The organism is Gracilimonas sediminicola (genome assembly GCF_024320785.1).
GTDB lineage: Bacteria > Bacteroidota > Rhodothermia > Balneolales > Balneolaceae > Gracilimonas > Gracilimonas sediminicola.
The window spans coordinates 523,637-542,480 of the sequence record NZ_JANDBC010000001.1 but is presented as its reverse complement, the minus strand read 5'-3'; the positions used below and the strand labels follow the sequence as shown (position 1 = coordinate 542,480).

Sequence of the window (18,844 nt, the reverse complement as noted above, 5' to 3'; positions counted from 1 at the left end):
AACTTAAATCCGTGAAATTCTGCCCAATCTGTTTTATCAGCGTTCCATCATAAAAAATCAGTAACCGGAAGCCCAGCCGTCTCCGCGGGGATCAACGCCGGCGCTGAGGTTGCCGTTTTGGTCCACAAAAATGTTATGGGTTCGGCCTACATTGGGTATTTCAAATATCTTGTGCCCTTTGGCTTCCAACAGTCTTTTTGTATCGGGACTCAACCCAAACTGTCCGGGCATCAACACATCCGGCAGCCATTGGTGATGGAAGCGAGCTGCTGATGTTGCCTGCTGAGCCCTCATTCCAAATATAGCACGGTTTAAAAAACTCTGCAGGGTGGCTGTAATAATTCTCGGGCCTCCGGCGGCTCCGAGTACCATATCCACTTTGCCATCTTTGGTTACAATGGTGGGAGTCATGCTGCTGAGCATTCTCTTGCCGGGTTCAATAGCATTGGCTTCAGCTCCTATAAGTCCGTAGGCATTCGGTTCTCCGGGCTGAGCGGAGAAGTCATCCATTTCGTTGTTAAGTAAAAAACCGGCGTTGGTTACCGAAACATGACTTCCGAATGAACCATTAAGTGTGGTAGTTACGGCAACCGCATTCCCATCTTTATCAATTATGGAAAAGTGAGTGGTTTCCATGGATTCTGAGTATCCCTGAATTTGTCCGTGGGATAGGGTACTTGAAGCGGTCGCAGAATCCATTGAGAAACTGTTCACACGACGGTCGTTATAACTTTCACCGGTCATTTCTTCTATTGGTATATCAACGAAATCCGGGTCGCCGAGGTAATACGAGCGGTCCGCAAAAGCCCGGCGCATCGCTTCGGCCAGTACATGCACATAATCGGCGGAATTATGGCCCATTTCGGCCAGCGGATAATCATCAATCATTTCCAGAATTTGGGCTATCGCCACGCTACCGCTGCTGGGAGGAGGCATAATATGCAGTTTATACCCAAGGTATTCGGCTACAATCGGCTCACGCCATTTACTTTCATAATTCCGCAGGTCACGATAGGTGATTAGTCCGCGATATCGCTCCATTTCATTTACGATGGCATCGGCAACCGGTCCCGAATAGAACCCTTCACGGCCAAACCGGGAAACGCGTTCCAGAGTTTCTGCTAAGTCTGTCTGTACAAATACATCGCCTTCTTTAAAGAAAGTTGTATCACCAGTGGTGAAATAGTTGCTTGATGCCTGGTATTTCAGAAAGGTATCCTTGTGATTATTGAGATCCTCAGCTTGCGAATAAGAAAGCGAGTATCCTTCCCGAGCCAGCTTAATGGCTGGTTGAATGACCACATCCAGTGGCATGCGTCCATATCGTTCCAGGGCTTTGATCATTCCATCAACGGTACCGGGAACGCCCACGGCTAAAATTCCTTCCCAGCTTAAATCTGATTTAAATTGCCCATTCCGGATATACATGTCTCGCGCAGCTTTTTGGGGCGCTTTTTCCCGAAAATCCAGAGCTGCTGTTTCGCCATTTGCCAGGTGAACAACCATAAACCCGCCGCCTCCGATATTCCCGGCCCTCGGTAAAGTAACCGCCAGTGCAAACTGAACGGCCACAGCAGCATCAACTGCATTTCCGCCTTTCATTAAAATCTCTTTTCCTATTTCTGAGGCGTATTTATCAGCGGTAACCACAAGGCCGTTCTCGTAGGTCTTGGAATTGAGAACCTGGGCCGATAACGAATGAGAGGTGAAAACAACAGTGAGCAGAAGAAGGAGCAAACGTACGTTGTAAGTCATGTATCAGGTCTTGTTTTAGAATTTCCGTTTTAAAATAACAGAACTAAGGCTTAATGCGGAACGAAAAGAATGTAAATTTATTAAAGAGATTGGGATATCGTATTTCAGGATCTGAGTTTGATCAACAGGTCAGTCGTTACCGATTGAAATAAGTGCTCTTTATCGTTAACGACTTGTTTGTCAATCGAAATACCTGTCTATGTATCTCACAGGTAATACTGACACGTAATCTTTCCAGTTTACAAGTAAAGGAGTTTGGCCCTTCGATATTTGGAAGCAGGAGCTTCCGGCAGGCGTTCCGAACGAGGCGTTCGGAACGAGTATGTCGTTACTGCCAAAAGGAGGAACTTTAATTTACATCTTTAAGGTACAACGATCGATCATAGAGAAGAAGCAGCTGAGATCCATCCGAAGAGAACCTCTGATCTCGGGCAATATTTGTCTCATCGGAATTGTCTACAACCTGTTTTGTCGCTTCCCCCTTCATAGTATCATACACCCAGAGCGTCCACTGATAACCGCCATCGCAGCTATAAAGGGTCGCTTTGAGACACGTACGTTCCCAAAAGGCAAGCCGGGTGTTGTCATCCGACCAGCGAAAAGGCCCTTCAATGGTTTTTTCGGGTCCGCCTGAAGTTTCCCAAAGCTTTTCTTCCTGGGAGTCGGGATAGTGGTTAAGCCAAAGCGAAACCCGGGCGTTATTGTCAAAATCCCGTTTTATGTAGAGGATCCGGATTCCGTTTAAATCCCAAAGGGGAGGATAGAGCGGCAGGTGGGCAGAAGAGTTGCTGTAAAGTTGCCAGGTATCATTAATTGTTCCATCCAAAGAGACAAAAGCAAGCTGGTAGATATCCTCTTCTTCGGTATGCACCGTTTCATCCGGCTGGTAAACCAACACTTCTGAGCGGTTGGGGGATAATGTTTCTGGGATGCCTTCAGCAAGCCGGGTACTATCTCCTGAGGCTTGATCATACAGGTAGGTAGAAAGAACGGAAGATTGTGGATCTAATTTCACAAATAAAAGCTGATTTGATGATACAGGAATAATCGGGCTACCTCCTGAAACCTGTATTTCAAGATCGGGAATTCTTTCCGGGGTCCCTCCGTCAATATTGACCTTGAAAACAGGAGCAGTGCAACCCGACAGGCATTCTGTAGGGAGGTAATAAATTGTTTCAGAATCAGGTTCATAAGCAGCGTAATAACCGGGCTGATTATCTGTATTTGTTGCATTACCATCCGGAACGGAAATTCCATACAGGCCATGACCACCGTACCAGAAAGCCGTTCCATCTTCAGGCCATAGAAGGGTGCCGTAATAGAAACTGTGAGAAGCCGGGAAAGTGTAGAAAGGAGATTCCAGCCCAAATTCTTTTACAGTACCGGGACCTGCCGGATCTTTTTTGCAGCTTGTAAAGAAGAACAGACCGCAAAGAAATACTATAAAGCTTCTTGAATGCACCATGAATAACTCACTTGATTAATTAAGGGTGAGTCAGGTAATCAGAACTAATAAAAATATAATCAGACCGGAATTTATTACCTAAATCAAAAAAAGGCTGTTGTGCTTAGTTTCTCTTTCTGTTAACAAGTAACAACCATCACGCCCGCGGGTGAAATTCCTTATGAACCTGGTGTAGAAATGATCGGTCTATGTGGGTATAGATTTCAGTAGTCAGGATGGAGGAGTGTCCCAGCATTTCCTGCACGGCTCTTAAATCGGCACCGCCTTCCAGCAGGTGAGTGGCGAATGAATGGCGAAAAATATGTGGATACACGTTTTTCTTGATTTCAGCTTTTTCCGCTGCTTTCTGAACGATATTCCAGATACTCATCCTCGAAAGGGCGCTTCCCCGCATACTCAGAAATACTTTATTCTTGGCTTTGTGAGCCTTCTCCGGGTTAAAGAACTGTGGGCGCACATGCTCGGTGTAGTGCGATATGGCATCCTGGGCAATTTCTCCCACCGGAACAAGCCGCTCCTTGTTTCCTTTTCCAATCACACGAATAAACCCAATTTCGAAGATCAGGCGATCTTGTTCGAGTCCGGTTAGCTCGCTCACCCTCATACCTGTTCCGTATAAAGTTTCAAGGATGGCTTTGTCGCGAATGCCGGCCGGGGTGGTCAAATCTGGGGTTTCGAGGATGGCGTCAATTTCATCCCGGTCTAATACTTCAGGTAGCTTGGATGCTTTTTTAGGTAACTCCACCAGTTCAGCCGGATTGGCTTTCGTGATGCCTTCTACCACAGCAAATTCATGAAACCCGCGAATGCTGGAAATATTCCGGGCCAGGGAGCTGGCTGAAAGTAATTCTTCATCCACCAAAAAATTGAGAAAGTCTTCAATATGAGAAAGGGTTACGCCGGCAAGGTCATTGATTTTTTTCTCAGAAGTGAGATATCGAAAATATCGCTCAAGGTCGTTTTTGTAGGAGACTACGGAGTTTTCGGTCAGGCCTTTTTCAAGCTTCACAAACTGCAGATATAAATCCAGTTCCTGCTTGAAGGCCACGTTTATTCGCTGGTTTCTTCTTGTTCTTCTGCCTGTTCTGACCCGTTTTCTGATCCGGCTCTTTCAGCTTCGGCTGCCTTTTCTTTGGCCTTCTCTTCTTTATCCCGCTCCTTATCCTCCGGATATTCCACGCGACTGTGATACACGCCAACCAAAATATTCAGGAAGGTTTCTTTGATTACCTGGAGGTGTCGGAAAGTCAATGGGCAATGACTAAGCTGACCTTCTGATACACGGTCATCTACCATCCGGTTTACCAGGTTTTCAAGCTTACTGTATGTCGGGTTCTTCATTGCCCTGGAAGCAGCTTCAATGCCATCAGCGAGTAATAGAATACCGGTCTCTTTTGTAGAGGGAAGAGGCCCTTCGTAGCGAAACTGGTCTTCCTGAAGCATGCTCTTCATATCATCGTCTTCTTTCGCTTTCTCGAAGAAATACCGGATGATAGAAGTACCGTGGTGGGTTTTGATAAAGTCGATAATGATTTCCGGGAGATCTTCTTCCTCGGCCATTTTCACCCCTTCACTAACGTGCGCCTTTATGACCATCGCACTCATCTGGGGTTTCAGTTTGTCGTGTTCGTTTGCTCCCTTGGTCTGGTTTTCGACGAAATATTCGGGTTTCACCATTTTACCGATATCATGATAAAGTGCTCCAACACGGCATAAGAGCGAGTTTGCCCCAATGGCCGATGCGGCTGCTTCAGAAAGGTTGGCAACCTGCAGGCTGTGATGGAAAGTGCCGGGGGCTTTGTTCATCAACTCTTTAAGAACCGGCTGGTTGGTATCCCCAAGCTCAATTAGGGTGAAGTCGGTAGTAACGCCAAAAAGCTTTTCAAAGAGCAGGATGATCGGGTAGGTGAATAAAATGAATACCGAGCTTATGGCAATGTACATCAGGTCGGAAGCAAACATCTCCCAGCCACTTAGGGTGGCAATATTAAAAGAGCCAACCACCAATATATAGGTTATGAATACAATGCCGGGGGTGGTGAAGAAAAACTGAGAACGATCTTTGATATCTCGAACAGAAAATACACCCAGGCTACAGGCAGCAAAAGTAGCTACCACAAACTCAAAGCTGTTCCCGTTTACCAATCCCAATAAGCTGGCGAGGGTGATGGAGGAGACCAATCCCACGCGGGAATCAAAAATGATGGTCAATATAATAGGTGCAATTGCAATGGGGATGATGTAAGGGTCGGCTATATCAAGATAGTTGACCAGGCCGGCGCCAAATGAAACAAGACCCATAGTAAGAAAAACCAGCAAAAAGAGGGCATTGTCGGAAGTGATGTTTCTTCGGTATAAATAGATATACATAAAGAAAACAAAGGTGATGGCGACAATGATGACCAGCTGTCCGGCAAAGCGCACCCATTTTTCAATATTCGTGGCATTTTCTGAACGGGCTTCGGCAAGGCTTCTAAGTATATTCGCTCGTTCGGGAGTTACCAGGTCACCACGACGGATAATCACCTGCCCTTGCGCAATGGCTCCCTTTGTTTCAGAAATAGTAGCGAGAGCTTCTTCCAGCCGGGCCTGGGTGTCTTCTTCACTATACTTATAATTTGGGATAATCACTTTGTTATAGAGCTCCATGGCAAGCCGCATTCGCTGCTCATCAAAGGTACGGTTTAGCTGAAATTGCATAAACTCGTTGGCTTCCCGGAGGTCTCTGACTCTCGCCAGGTCTATAGATTGTTCGGTGCTTTCAAGAGTATTTCGTACAGTGATTTTGTCGGTGTCCAGGTTGCCCTTATTCCTATTAATAATCCCCTGGTTCATCAGCTGGTCTATCAATTGCTCGAGCTGCTGCTTTACCGATACCCCCACAAACTGATTGGAAGGCAGATTTTGGCTTTGCACCTGTTCATAACTGTTAAACAGCACCTGCCAGGAGGGTTCGGTAAGCTCAACGTCGGTGATGCTCAGTTCCCGGGCAAAGCGCACGCTGTCATCATAAGCCGAAGGCATATCATTCTTCTCCGCAATTTGCCAGTCAGCATAGGCTTCAAGTACGGGCTGAATATCCCGGTAAATAGAATCAATTCGGGCCTGAATGGTAATGGGGACACTGGTATCAATCCGGAAGATAGGTGCTGTTTTATTGCGGATTTCCTGCCGTTCCTGCTCCAGTTCTTCAGCCGTTTTATTAAGTGCGAAGGTAAAAGGGGCGGTTAAATCTGGATTTCTCCATGGCTGGCCGGGGGTATAATTTAAGCCAGAATTAACGGGGTTCTGCGGCAAAGAAAAAGCAGTGATGGCAATAAAAAACAGCAAAATCGCTATCCGTATGTATGGATTACGTTTCAGCGAGTACTTTTCCTGCTCTTTTTTCTTTTTCTCGCCAATAAGAGGGGTAAGCTCTTTTTTCTTTTGGCCTAATCCGATTTTTTCAAGAAAGCTCATTAAGATGATTGTATGAGAATTTACTTAGTTAGAAGTATACCAAGCGACAGTTAATTTACAAATCTTTTTGCATTTTACTGTGATCCGATGTTATGAACGACGAGCGACCAGCGACGAGTGACTAACGGTCAGTGAGCAGTGAAAAGGAATCAGAAACTCCTACAGATTTTAATTTTGACTTTAGGCGTAGTAAACCCAACCTTCTGTCAATCGTCAATCGTCAATCGTCAATCGTCAATCCACTGAATGTCTTTTAGAACCAAGAAAAGTCTGGGTCAGCATTTTTTAACTGACAACACCATCATCTTCAAAATCATAGATGCCATAACTGCAGGCAAAGGTGACCGGATTATTGAAATTGGTCCCGGTACCGGAGCTTTAACCAAATGGCTACTCTCCGGATGTGATGACGTGCATGCGATTGAGATCGATCAGCGGGCGGTAGAAGTATTGAAGGAGAAGTTTGATGACCTGAGGGTTCACCAAAATGACATATTGAAAGTGAACTGGAAGGAAGTGATAGACCCGGATAAGAAGAATATTGTGGTTGGTAACCTGCCTTATTATATCACGTCTCCCATCTTATTTGACCTGTTGGAACACCGCCGGCTCTTTACCGAGGCCACGCTGATGATGCAAAAAGAGGTGGCTGAACGACTGGTGGCCGACCCTTCCTCCAAACAGTATGGAATACTGAGTGTGCAAACCCAGCTTTTTTGTACGCCCGAGTTATTGTTTGATGTACCGGCACATTCTTTTTCTCCGCCTCCCAAAGTTACCAGTTCCGTCATCAAACTTACTTTTGATAAGGAGCCGCTTTCGGTTTCGGATGAAAAAATAAAAGAAGTGGTTCGGACAGCTTTTAACCAGCGCCGAAAAAAACTGAGCAATTCTTTAAAACCGGTGCTGGGCGATTACCAACCCGATGGTTTCAATTTTGATGACAGGGCCGACCATTGGTCTCCCGAAACCTATGCAAAGTTGGCAGAGCATCTCGAGCAGTCTGACAACTTATCTTAACCCGGGAACCCTTCCTTCCTTAAAAGTGCTGTTAGTGATCAATTACGTCCGCTATTCGATTTTTTAATCGATTTGGTACGGAACTTGCATATCCCGTAGCGAAACAACGAATGGGCTCAGCCCTCAAAAAATTTAAACCATAAACTAAAACTAACAGGAGTCATAAAAATGGCTAAGATTCAACCTTTAGGCGACCGCGTGTTGGTACAGGCAGAACCTGCCGAAGAGAAAACCAGCTCCGGGATTATCATTCCAGATACGGCTAAAGAAAAACCGCAACAAGGTACTGTGATAGCGGTAGGTGCCGGTAAAGTGGAAAACGGCAATAAAATTGAAATGAGCGTTAAGGAAGGAGACAAAGTTCTCTACGGGAAGTACGCAGGTACAGAAGTAACTCTTGAAGGAGAAGAGTACCTGATTATGCGCGAATCTGACATTATGGGAATTGTTTCGTAACCCACCTTTTGAAAAAAATTAAATCATAAACTTAAAATTATAGATAATTATGTCTGCTAAGTTAGTTCACTACGATATAGAAGCTCGCGACGCACTAAAGAAAGGCGTTGACAAGCTTGCCAATGCCGTTAAAGTTACGCTTGGCCCTCGTGGACGCAATGTTGTTATTGAGAAATCATTCGGAGCTCCAACCGTAACCAAAGATGGTGTTACTGTTGCTAAAGAAATTGAGCTGTCCGACAAGATTCAAAACATGGGCGCTCAGATGGTAAAAGAAGTTGCTTCCAAAACCAGCGATAATGCAGGTGACGGAACAACTACAGCTACTGTTTTGGCTCAGGCTATCCTAAGCGAAGGCCTGAAAAATGTAACGGCGGGTGCAAACCCAATGGATCTAAAGTCCGGAATCGAGAAAGCTGTAAATGCTATCATTGATGAATTGAAATCAATGAGCCGCGACATTGACGATCGCAAAGAGATCGCTCAGATCGGTACCATTTCAGCAAACAACGATGAAACTATCGGTAACCTGATTGCTGATGCAATGGAAAAAGTTGGCAAAGACGGTGTAATCACTGTTGAAGAAGCCAAAGGAACTGAAACCTACCTCGAGACGGTAGAAGGTATGCAGTTTGACCGCGGATACCTTTCTCCTTACTTCGTAACCGATTCTGAGAAGATGGTTACCGAGATGGAAGATCCGTACATCCTTATCTTCGACAAGAAGATTTCTGCGATGAAAGACCTGCTTCCAATTCTTGAGAAAGTAGTTCAGGGTGGTAACCCGCTTCTGATTATTGCTGAAGATATTGAAGGCGAAGCATTGGCTACATTGGTAGTTAACAAGCTGCGTGGTTCTCTGAAGATTGCAGCCGTTAAGGCTCCTGGATTCGGCGACCGTCGTAAGCAAATGCTTGAAGATATCGCCATTCTGACCGGCGGTACCGTGATTTCTGAAGAACGCGGATACAAGCTTGAAAACGCCACGCTTGACTACCTCGGTAAAGCTTCCCGCATCACTATCGACAAAGACAACACTACTATTGTTGATGGTAATGGTAAGGACACCGACATTCAGGCGCGAGTAAATCAGATTAAGACTCAGATTGAGAACACTACTTCTGACTACGACCGTGAGAAGCTGCAAGAGCGTTTGGCTAAATTAGCCGGCGGTGTTGCTGTTCTTTATATCGGTGCTGCTTCTGAAGTTGAAATGAAAGAGAAGAAAGCCCGTGTAGAAGATGCTTTACATGCAACCCGTGCTGCGGTTGAAGAAGGTATTGTACCCGGCGGTGGTGTTGCACTGCTCCGCTCTGCATCCGCACTTGACAAGCTCAAAGGCGCAAATGATGATGAAAACGTTGGTATCCAAATCATCCGAAGAGCTATTGAATCTCCGCTTCGCACCATTGCAAACAATGCCGGTGTTGAAGGCGCTATCGTAGTACAGAAAGTACTGGATGGCAAAGGAGCTTATGGATACAACGCTCGTACCGAAGTGTACGAAGACCTCATTAAGTCAGGTGTAATCGATCCTACCAAAGTAACCAGAACAGCGCTGCAAAATGCCGCTTCTGTATCCGGATTGATGCTGACCACAGAAGCTGTGATCTCTGAGAAACCTTCTAAAGGCGACGACGATGACAACGGCGGAGGCGGCATGCCAGGTGGCATGGGCGGCGGAATGCCAGGAATGGGAGGCATGGGCGGAATGATGTAAATCATTTCCTAACCTAACTTCCTCACTCCAACGCTCTGCGTTGGAGTGAATGTTACGACGCTGAGCGTCATAACAAGAAACTTAAGAAACCCTGCACATTTAGTTGTGCGGGGTTTTTTATTGCTTTCCGGTTTCAGTATAATCCTCTGTCTTCCAGCTAATTAAAGAAACCAATATGAAACCAATAGTCAGAAATATACTTGCTCTAATTACCGGACTTGTAGTCGGGGGATTTGTAAACATGGGAATTATTATGATCAGTGGTTTCATCATTCCACCACCGGAAGGAGCCGACCTGACTACCATGGAAGGATTGCAGCAGTCTATGCATCTGTTCAAACCCATCAACTTTTTAATGCCGTTTCTGGCTCATGCTCTTGGCACTTTGGTTGGGGCGTTATTAACGGCGCTCATCGCAACATCATCCCAAAAGAAATGGGCGCTGGGTGTAGGTGCTTTCTTTTTGATAGGAGGAATTGCCAATGTGGCTATGTTGCCGTCACCCCTTTGGTTTAATATTGTGGATATTGGGGGTGCTTATCTCCCGATGGCTTACCTGGGGGCTGTGTTAGCCGCTAAATTCCAAAACAAAGATTCATGAAAATATCCGGTGAGTTTGAAGTAAAGCTGAATCCAATCGAGGCTTATGCCGAAGGAGCGAAAGGTATTTCCTTAAACCGAATGTCGATTGACAAAACTTTTTATGGGGATTTGAATGCCACCAGTAAAGGAGAAATGTTGAGTGCGATGACGCCCGTAAAAGGATCAGCCGGGTATGTAGCAATGGAGCAGGTAACCGGTACCTTATCCGGGAAGAAGGGAAGTTTTGTGCTACAACACTACGGAATCATGAATAAGGGAGAGCAAGAACTGATCTTAGAAGTAGTTCCTAATTCCGGTACGGATGATCTGAAGGGGTTGTCGGGCAAGATGGCGATCAACATTGCCGACGGTAAGCATTTCTATGAGTTTGAATATGAACTCTGAGCGGTACTTTTTTTACTTCTGATACTTATCACTTAACCCGATTCCCTGTTTAATCATCGGGATGATTTTATCCAGCCGGCGTTGTTTGGTAGCTTCTTGTTTGGCTTCGGAAATGTATTGGGCATATTCCCGCTGCCTGCCCGGAGTCAGCTTCCCGAATTGTGCTTTTAAACCTTCATCTTTTGAAAAAGCCGTTGCCAGCAGGGGAGGAATCTTGGGTTTTCTCTTGGTATCGATTTTAACTTCTTTACCGGCTTTCTGATTCTCGATGGCCTGATGCAGAAACTCAGTAATAATTTTGTCGTCCATTTCTTCAAAAGCATGGTACCTGAGCTGTCGCATAGCCTTCGTTTTTCCTTCCTGGGCATTGTGAAGATGTCTCTCAGGGTCGTCCAGCAAAGCTCCATGGAAAAACCAAAGTCCGAAGTGCTCCTTAAAAGCCCCGATTCCTACAACGTTTTTTCCCTTCAGGGAATACACGGGCTGCCCCCATTTGATGGACATATCCAGTTCGGTCTCCGATATTAATTTGTGAAGGTGCCTGAGACTTTTTTCCCAGCGTTCATGCTTTTCTATGTATGCTTCAATAGACTTGATTTTGGCCATAGCAGTTGAGCTTATTTCATTAAGAGCATTTTTCGGGTTTGCACAAATTCTCCGGCCTCCAGGCGGAACAGATAGACGCCACTGGAGAGCTGATCAGCTTCAAATTTCACGGTATGAAAGCCGGCTTCCATCGGTTCATTAACCAACAGTGCAACCTGCTGCCCAAGAATATTATACACGGATACAGTTACTACCCGGGCTGAAGGTAGTCCAAACTGAATGGAGGTGGATGGATTAAACGGATTTGGATAATTTTGAAGTAATTCGAATTTAGTTGGGACATCAGGATTTTCAATGGAAACGAGTTGTTGTTTGCTCAGAATCAATTCATAACGGTTATCTTTATTACCCGTGTTTTGCAAAGTGAATACATTCTTTTGGGGGCTGTTTTCTGCGCTGATATCCAGCTCTATTTGTTTTCCGGGCTCAATGTGTTGTTCCCAGTCTCCCTTTCTTAGAATGAAATCTACACCTGATAAGCCTTCAGTATCTGTAAGAGAGAATTGTACAGTTCCGGAAGTGTTAGACTGAATTTTTAACGGAATGCTGAGTTCCTGTTCAAATTGAGGGAGAGCATTGATGTCGAAGTTAAGATCGTTTTCACCCATGGTAGAGAGCAACAGATAATTTTCGGCAAGCGGACTCATTTTAACAGCGTCCAGAGGGTCTTTACCGGAGAGCGCCCCGTCATCAAATAATAGGTATGCGCTGTTGGTAAGACCGGTTTGGTTGCTGGTAACCTCAAAGCGGGCGTAAGAGAGATTTTCTGATTTTCCGTAGAAGTCACCGCCGGTTGTTATATCATCAGAATCGAAAGCAAGAGTTGCATCATTGGAAACGGTAGATGATGATTGCACAAAAAATGCCTGAAAGGGTTTGATTAAGCCGTTGGTTAAATCGCCGACTCCACTGCTGTAGCTTTTCCAACTGCCAGAATTTACGTCATAAGCATAAACCGGGTTGTTTAGCTTGTTACTTCCAGTGTTGGCCAGAATGTCATCCCAATCTACCGTAGAGGGAAACGGGTTTCCTATAAGAGTATATCCATCTGCATTTTGGTTGATGCTACCGGTTCCTAAAGTAGTTGTGCTTAAGCTGGATGCGCCCTCAATCGAGAGCAGTTTTGGGAAACCTCTGCTGGTAGAATCACCATATACCGATTCATCAAAAACATATACCAGGAAGGCATCGCCGGTCTGAATGGTGGTATCCAAATCCGCAACGGGAGTCCAGCCTTCGTTCGTGGAGCCTGCAAAGGTTTCATCCCACGTCCATACATTAGGGCCGCCGTTGGTTACATCTGCGTTGGTGGCTCCCTGTGTATGCAGCGGCTCAAGAAAATCCTTCAGGTTGATGGCAGTGGGAGCAGAAAGCATGCGATAGCCTTCCTCACCGGTCAGCTCAATGGCAAACTGGCCATTTGAATATAGATTATTGGGATCGATGCGAAGGTCTATGGGAATGGTCAAAGAATCATTATTGGGATCATTGGTTTCCAGGTAAATGGTGCCTTCATAATTCCCTTCGTCATTTTCATTGCCATAAAAGGTGACGGTCATCGTGTCTTTTTCTCCGGGGCGAATGGTCATGCGGTCATCACTGATGGTTAGGGCCGGTCCATATAAATCTTCAGCTGTGATGTGAATATCATCCACATATATGTCATAAGAGGAGGTACTTGGTAAAGATATCTCAAGCCTGGCAGGAATATTATAGCCTACATTGGTGGTAGTCCTTTCGATACTTTCATAACTGTAATTTACCGTACCATTGTTCTCGGTAGTAATTTCAATACCAACATCTGCCCAGTTATTAGTAAGTTGTACATCGCTAAAAAAATAACGGTAATAACGGCTGCCGCTATAATTGCCATAGAAGCCGACATATCCGTCATTTTGTTCAAGAAAAACGCCTGCCGCCCGGTATTCATTGGGTGAGTAATAGCTTAAAAAAGCCCGGGGATAGCTTCCTGCAGAATAGATTTTCATTGAAATGTTATAGGTGCTATAGCGAGATGTATTAGCGAAATAGGGTGAGGATATATACAGAGAGCTTGAACCTGAAGGTATTTTAAGTGACTGTGAACCAGATGCTGCTTGTGAGGTGGTTATTTCAAACGTTTCTGTATCGTCATAAGTCACCCAATCATTAACTGCCGAATAAGAGCCGGCATCAAAACCTTCTGACTCTTCAAAGCCATAAAAAATATCCAATGGTTGCTTAATATTTTCTGTCTTTCTCATTTTCAGGCTGGATGAGTAGGCCATTTCTCCATCCAATTTAATCTCTAAGTCGGAGTTGCCGGTATTCTCAATGATAATATCTCGTTTTGATACTCCGGAAGGGAAAACGGTATCAGCAATAGAAGTGGTGGTTAGAGTTAGCGAAGGAGGGTCAATAACGGTTTCCCGGTAGTCGGCAATCCAGTTTTTGGTTAATGTCATTGAAAGGGCATTATCTGCAGGTGCACCGGCTCCATTATAGGTTCCTGAAGCACTGTCTATATACGTAACCCTTGGATTGGAAAAGTAAGGAATTTCAGAGGAGTTAGAATCCCCATAGTGCATAACGGTATTGTAATTATTTCCGTCAGAGGCTTCAAAATAGTGTCCGGTTGAAAACTGGAACATAGCTCCAGATTTATCTGCTGCAGACGAACTTTGGGTTCGGCCATGGCCATTTCCAAAATTATGACCAATCTCATGCATCAACGTATAGCCAAAAGATAATTGTTGAACACGATTTACGGAATGACTGTAAACGGGAGAACCACCAATGTCATCAGGAACATAGCCCAGCCCGCCGGTATCTTGAATTGAGTCGACAAGAGCGACTAAGTCGGCTCCAAACTGGTCTCTCAGGCTGTGAATATCAACAGTGTCGGAGGTGTGTGTGCTTCCGGCGTACGTGTTATCAGCCATGTTCGACAACACATCTGAAGTGCTTGAAGCCGTCGGATCATCAATCTCTACATATCCCAAATAGCGGATTTTAAGGGGCAGAGCCGAGTTTTCGATAATGTCTTCTTTAAAATTCTCATTCAGTGCAAATATTTCATCTATATCGTTTGTGACACTGTTGTTAGGTCCGGATGCCCAGGCTTTTGCTGATGAGGTATAAAGAATCAGTACATCAACAGTAGTGGTGTCAGAGAATTGATCGAGGTCATAAACCGGGTTGGCGTAATTGCCTCCGGGGGAGGTGGTTTTTCCCATAGAAGCAGAGGCGGAAGCCATCTGATCAACTCCGCATGCATGTACTTCTTCACTGATCTCAAAAAACTGATAAGCTCCGCTCTCATGATGTAACCGGTAAGGCGTACCTTCAAAATGCAGTATCCCGGAGAGCTTGTCATCTTTAATCATTAGATGGCTGTAGCTGTTCTTCCCATTCAGTGGATATCCGGATATACCTGTATATCCAAAATTAAGCTTCTTTCTCTTTTTAATGGTTTGAAAGTATTGTTGACCATCAAACTCAAGCTCTAAGGTTTCTCCCTGTCTTATGGAATGAAGAATTCTCTGCTCTTTTACTTCCGCCGTGTATGTTGCTGCAACACCGATCTTGGCTTTGGTTTTTGTGAACGAGAAATCCTGTGCAAAGGTGGGAATACTGAGAAATAAAGACAGACTCAGAATGAATAGAAATGATACGATCGATCTCATAAGATGTGTTTTGTGGATATTGCCCCGATAAATGGTCTATACTGACCTTAATAAAAATGAGGACTACTTACAAACCATCGGAAGGAGTAAGGCAATGAAAAAGCCCTGCACAAATTAATGGGCAGGGCCTAGATTGAATTCACCAAACTGAGATTATTTGATTAACTGCATTTTTAGTTCTTTGGTGAAGGTGACTCCACTTTGGCCTACCGCAACCATCCGAGCAATATAGACTCCACTAGATAGGTTGCCGGCATCAAAATTAACTTGATGAAACCCGGCACTCATGGGCGTATTAACCAAAGTTGTTACTTCCTGTCCCATAATGTTATACACCTTAAGTGTTACCTCCGCTGCTTCCGGCAGGGCATATTTTATTTGGGTAGAAGGGTTGAAAGGATTTGGATAGTTTTGTTCGATTTCAAACTGTTCGGGCAGATAGGTAGTAATTACCTTGTTTTGACAGATTCCACCAGGCCCTTGAGGGTCTTGGCATGTTGTGTAGGTAGATACCGTTTTAAATCCATCGGCATAGTCAAGGCTATTATCTTCTATGGTCACTTTAAGTTCTACCAGAGATGGTTCTCCAGAGCTAAATGATATATTTTTATTCTGCCCGGTTCCCAAGCTGCTCCATGAGCCACCCAGTGGGCGTTTGTACCAGATATAAGATTGGTAAGGAGGATTCCCTCCACTGCCGGTGGCAGTATAAGTATAGGTGCCCGGAATTTCTACCGAGTTTGGCCCACTGATAGATACCGATAGTGGTGGGGTGCCGGGGATACCATGCACCGTGTAAGCGAATTGAGCATTTGATGGGGAAGTTGGGAACCATCCAATTCGTTGTCCGGACGTAGTAAATACTTCATAGACATAGGTTTTTAAGGTAGCACTGTTATTGGAAACAGAGACGGGTTCGTTCCAACCCATTGCAAAATTCGGATTGGCAATGGAATAGCCGTTGGTTGCAACGCCGCGTCCCCATACATGCGCTTCACTTAAATAAGGAAAACTGACGGTTTTTCGGACTTCATTGCGTTTTACGATATACGTTCCTGTTGCTAAGCCGGGAGTATCGTAAAACACTTTGGTTTCCTGGGTTACGTTGGCCACATAGCCTCCGGTAGCCGTATGATGATTGAGTACATATGGACTTTGCAGTCGCAGTAAGGCTCGGTGGGCGTTCACCCGGCCGTGGCCATATTCTGAGTCAAATCCAGTTGGCCCTCTGTCCTCAGCACTTAGTTGAATAAGGTGTTCGATGTCATCGTTGTAGAGAGATGAATTCTTCGCTAATAAAAGCCCTGCAATTCCTGAAATATGTGGGGTAGCCATCGAAGTTCCTGTAAATGAAGCATAGCTTGTAATTGTCCCCGCAGTTGAACTAGTTATATCTTCGCCAGGTGCAACAACATCAATGTGATTGCCCGTGTTGGAGCCTTGAGCGGGATTCCAATTCCACCGGGTATCATTTCTGTTTGTGGCCCCAACTGCAGTTATGCCCTGCCCAAATCCAGCTGGATAATATACGGTTGATGTATTGTAATTGCCCACCGCTGCAGCAGACACAACATTCATTTTATAAGCCGATGCGTAGGCTCTTCTTACCAAGGTAGAATAACGCGGTGTCGGAGTTGGATTAAGGCAATTCGAACAAAGTATAAAACTACTATTGAGAATATCAGCTCCACTATTAACTGCACTTAATACAGCATTGTATGTTGTAGGATCATCACCATATAACTTGTTAATAATTTGAGCATTCCAGTCGACACCAGCAATACCTTTGTTATTATTTGTGCTTGCAGCTGCAATGCCCGCAACATGGGTTCCATGATCAGCAAAAGCGGCATCTCCTGTTACTTTTCCGGCTAAATCTTCATGGGTTGAACGAACCCCATTATCAATAATGCCAATTTTAGTGCTGCTGCTTCCTTTTGTAATGTCCCAGGCTTCAGGTGCATCTATATCTGCATCATTAGTCCCAAAATTCTGGCCGGTGTTTAACAGGTTCCACTGCTGCCCTCCTGAACCGGAACTGGACGGATTATCAAACCTCGGGTCATTCGGATTTACAACTTGAGTAATGGCCATTCCATTAGGCTCAATAAAAACTATGTCAGGCAGTTTTTGCAAAGAATCAAAGGCTGTTTTTGTGTTAACACCGGAAGAGAGCTTTATTGTATATATCAGACAAATCTGGCAGCCTTACCAGTTCGCCTGTTCTGGATATTTTTAATGTATCCGACAGTAAAAATTTTGGAAAAGCTCTTGAAAGGGATTCTGCTCCATGTTTTCTTAGCTTGGACTGAAGCTTTGAGGGTAAAAAAGATAAGTTTTGCATCAAAGAAACAGATTCCAGTCCCGCTGGTAGTTTTACTGTCTCAGATTTAAACTGAACAATAAACTCTTGTTCTACTTCTTTTTGTTGTGCTGAGAGCGAAAAATGAATTCCAGAAATTATCGTAAGAAGAAATACGAATCGGATGCATATGTTGACATTTTTAGTTAGGAATTGGTACATGGTGTTACCTCTTAAGGTTAATTGTATTAGTTGTTGTTTCTTGCTACAATTCACCCGCAAAATGGAAAGGTACTGTCTATAGGTATTAACAGTACAAACTAAGCTTCCATATTTTGCAAGTTAGCCGCTGGTGTATTGCTGTACACCAGCGGTTTTTTTAGTACAAGTTCGTTACTTATCTATGATTGGTTTAGTCGATTTTACCCTCTGGTCGGAAGGTTAATGGTATTTGGTTACTGCCGTCTTTATCCATAACCCAAATAGCCCCTTTTGGCCCCGAATAAATAATTTGTTCTCCATCAGGAGACCAATCGGGCATGGTTCCACGTTCATCAAAGGTTAATTGCGTCATACCTTTTCCATCCTCACTCATGCTCCAAATTTGAACATTAGTGGCAAATGCAATGGTCTCTCCATCTGGAGAATATTTTGGGTAATAATCTGTTGCTTTATTTTCTATAAGTTGAATTGGATTGCTTCCATCAGAATTCACTGAAAAAATTTCTGAAGAATGAACGCCAACTAAATACTGTATATGAACTATTTTTTTACTATTTGAGGACCAGGACGGCATCCTTGCCTCACCCTGATCGGGTGTAAATACAATTTTTTGTTTTTCAGGCCCATCATTTTTCATTTTCCATAGAAAACTTAATCCGGTAGGACTTTCATAATTTGAATCATAAGCAATCCATTCTCCATCGGGGCTCCAGTCGGGAAAGAAGTTGCGGCCTTCAAAGGTAAGTTGTTCTACAGTAGAGGTATCTATTGAGGTCCCATTGAACCTAACTTTAAAAATTTGGGCACCGGCTACATATACTATCCAGTCTCCGTCCGGACTCCAATCGGCATAGCCAGCATTAAGAATTTTGCGTTGATTTTCCCCGTTGAAATCCATAGCCCATATTCCGGCAGAATCAGGATTATGAATGGAGCGGTCGTTTGATGGATCGTAGAGTTGCAGGCCAGACTGGTAATATATAATAGTATTTCCATCGGGGCTCCAACGAGGAAATTCTTGGTAAGGAGGCGGAGGCAAATCTATGGAAATTCCATCATCACCTCCGTCGTCTTTTCCACCTATGATTTCACAGCCAAGAGTAGTAAGTATCAGACAAGCAAGTAGAAAAAATGTATAAGGCTTTTTCATCGTATCTCTCAACATTAAATATTTATATACAATAGAT

Annotated in this window: 13 protein-coding genes; 5 read left to right on the top strand and 8 right to left on the bottom strand. The window is 44.4% G+C overall.

The window, feature by feature from the left end; translation table 11 throughout:
* Positions 1-57 precede the first annotated feature (57 nt).
* The 4 genes from ggt to NM125_RS02485 all read right to left on the bottom strand — a co-directional run bounded on the left by ggt (position 58) and on the right by NM125_RS02485 (position 6,679).
* A complete protein-coding gene (gene ggt / locus NM125_RS02500) occupies positions 58-1,755 on the bottom strand; it encodes a gamma-glutamyltransferase (RefSeq protein WP_255132532.1) in 1,698 nt (565 codons plus the stop codon).
* A 349-nt stretch (positions 1,756-2,104) separates the two neighbouring features.
* On the bottom strand, positions 2,105-3,220 hold the full coding sequence (locus NM125_RS02495) for a TolB-like translocation protein (RefSeq protein WP_255132530.1): 1,116 nt from the start codon (positions 3,218-3,220) through the stop codon (positions 2,105-2,107).
* Positions 3,221-3,356: 136 nt separating this feature from the next.
* Entirely contained in the window at positions 3,357-4,268 is a 912-nt protein-coding gene (xerD, locus tag NM125_RS02490; protein ID WP_255132529.1) for a site-specific tyrosine recombinase XerD, read from the bottom strand.
* A 2-nt stretch (positions 4,269-4,270) separates the two neighbouring features.
* A complete protein-coding gene (locus NM125_RS02485; RefSeq protein ID WP_255132527.1) occupies positions 4,271-6,679 on the bottom strand; it encodes an HD family phosphohydrolase in 2,409 nt (802 codons plus the stop codon).
* A 246-nt stretch (positions 6,680-6,925) separates the two neighbouring features.
* Between NM125_RS02485 and rsmA the strand changes: the two genes are divergently transcribed.
* The 5 genes from rsmA (at position 6,926) to NM125_RS02460 (ending at position 10,862) form a co-directional block, all read left to right on the top strand.
* Entirely contained in the window at positions 6,926-7,699 is a 774-nt protein-coding gene (gene rsmA, locus NM125_RS02480; protein WP_255132526.1) for a 16S rRNA (adenine(1518)-N(6)/adenine(1519)-N(6))-dimethyltransferase RsmA, read from the top strand.
* A gap of 168 nt (positions 7,700-7,867) precedes the next feature.
* Positions 7,868-8,155, top strand: a complete 288-nt coding sequence (gene groES, locus NM125_RS02475; protein ID WP_255132524.1) for a co-chaperone GroES — start codon at positions 7,868-7,870, stop codon at positions 8,153-8,155.
* 49 nt (positions 8,156-8,204) lie between these two features.
* On the top strand, positions 8,205-9,875 hold the full coding sequence (gene groL, locus NM125_RS02470; RefSeq protein WP_255132522.1) for a chaperonin GroEL: 1,671 nt from the start codon (positions 8,205-8,207) through the stop codon (positions 9,873-9,875).
* A 175-nt stretch (positions 9,876-10,050) separates the two neighbouring features.
* Entirely contained in the window at positions 10,051-10,476 is a 426-nt protein-coding gene (locus tag NM125_RS02465; RefSeq protein WP_255132520.1) for a hypothetical protein, read from the top strand.
* Positions 10,473-10,862, top strand: coding sequence for a DUF3224 domain-containing protein (locus tag NM125_RS02460; RefSeq protein ID WP_255132518.1), 390 nt, complete (start codon positions 10,473-10,475; stop codon positions 10,860-10,862). The genes NM125_RS02465 and NM125_RS02460 overlap by 4 nt, the downstream gene beginning before the upstream one ends.
* 12 nt (positions 10,863-10,874) lie before the next feature.
* Here the strand turns inward: NM125_RS02460 and NM125_RS02455 are convergent, their stop codons facing one another.
* From NM125_RS02455 to NM125_RS02440, 4 genes are all read right to left on the bottom strand, one after another.
* Positions 10,875-11,468 (bottom strand): YdeI/OmpD-associated family protein, encoded by a 594-nt coding sequence (locus tag NM125_RS02455; protein ID WP_255132517.1) that lies wholly within the window; start codon positions 11,466-11,468, stop codon positions 10,875-10,877.
* A gap of 11 nt (positions 11,469-11,479) precedes the next feature.
* On the bottom strand, positions 11,480-15,133 hold the full coding sequence (locus tag NM125_RS02450) for a T9SS type A sorting domain-containing protein (RefSeq protein WP_255132515.1): 3,654 nt from the start codon (positions 15,131-15,133) through the stop codon (positions 11,480-11,482).
* Between the two features lie 153 nt (positions 15,134-15,286).
* Complete coding sequence (locus tag NM125_RS02445) at positions 15,287-17,227, bottom strand: S8 family serine peptidase (protein WP_255132514.1); 1,941 nt, start codon at positions 17,225-17,227, stop codon at positions 15,287-15,289.
* Between the two features lie 620 nt (positions 17,228-17,847).
* Complete coding sequence (locus NM125_RS02440) at positions 17,848-18,807, bottom strand: DUF5050 domain-containing protein (RefSeq protein WP_255132512.1); 960 nt, start codon at positions 18,805-18,807, stop codon at positions 17,848-17,850.
* Positions 18,808-18,844 lie beyond the last annotated feature (37 nt).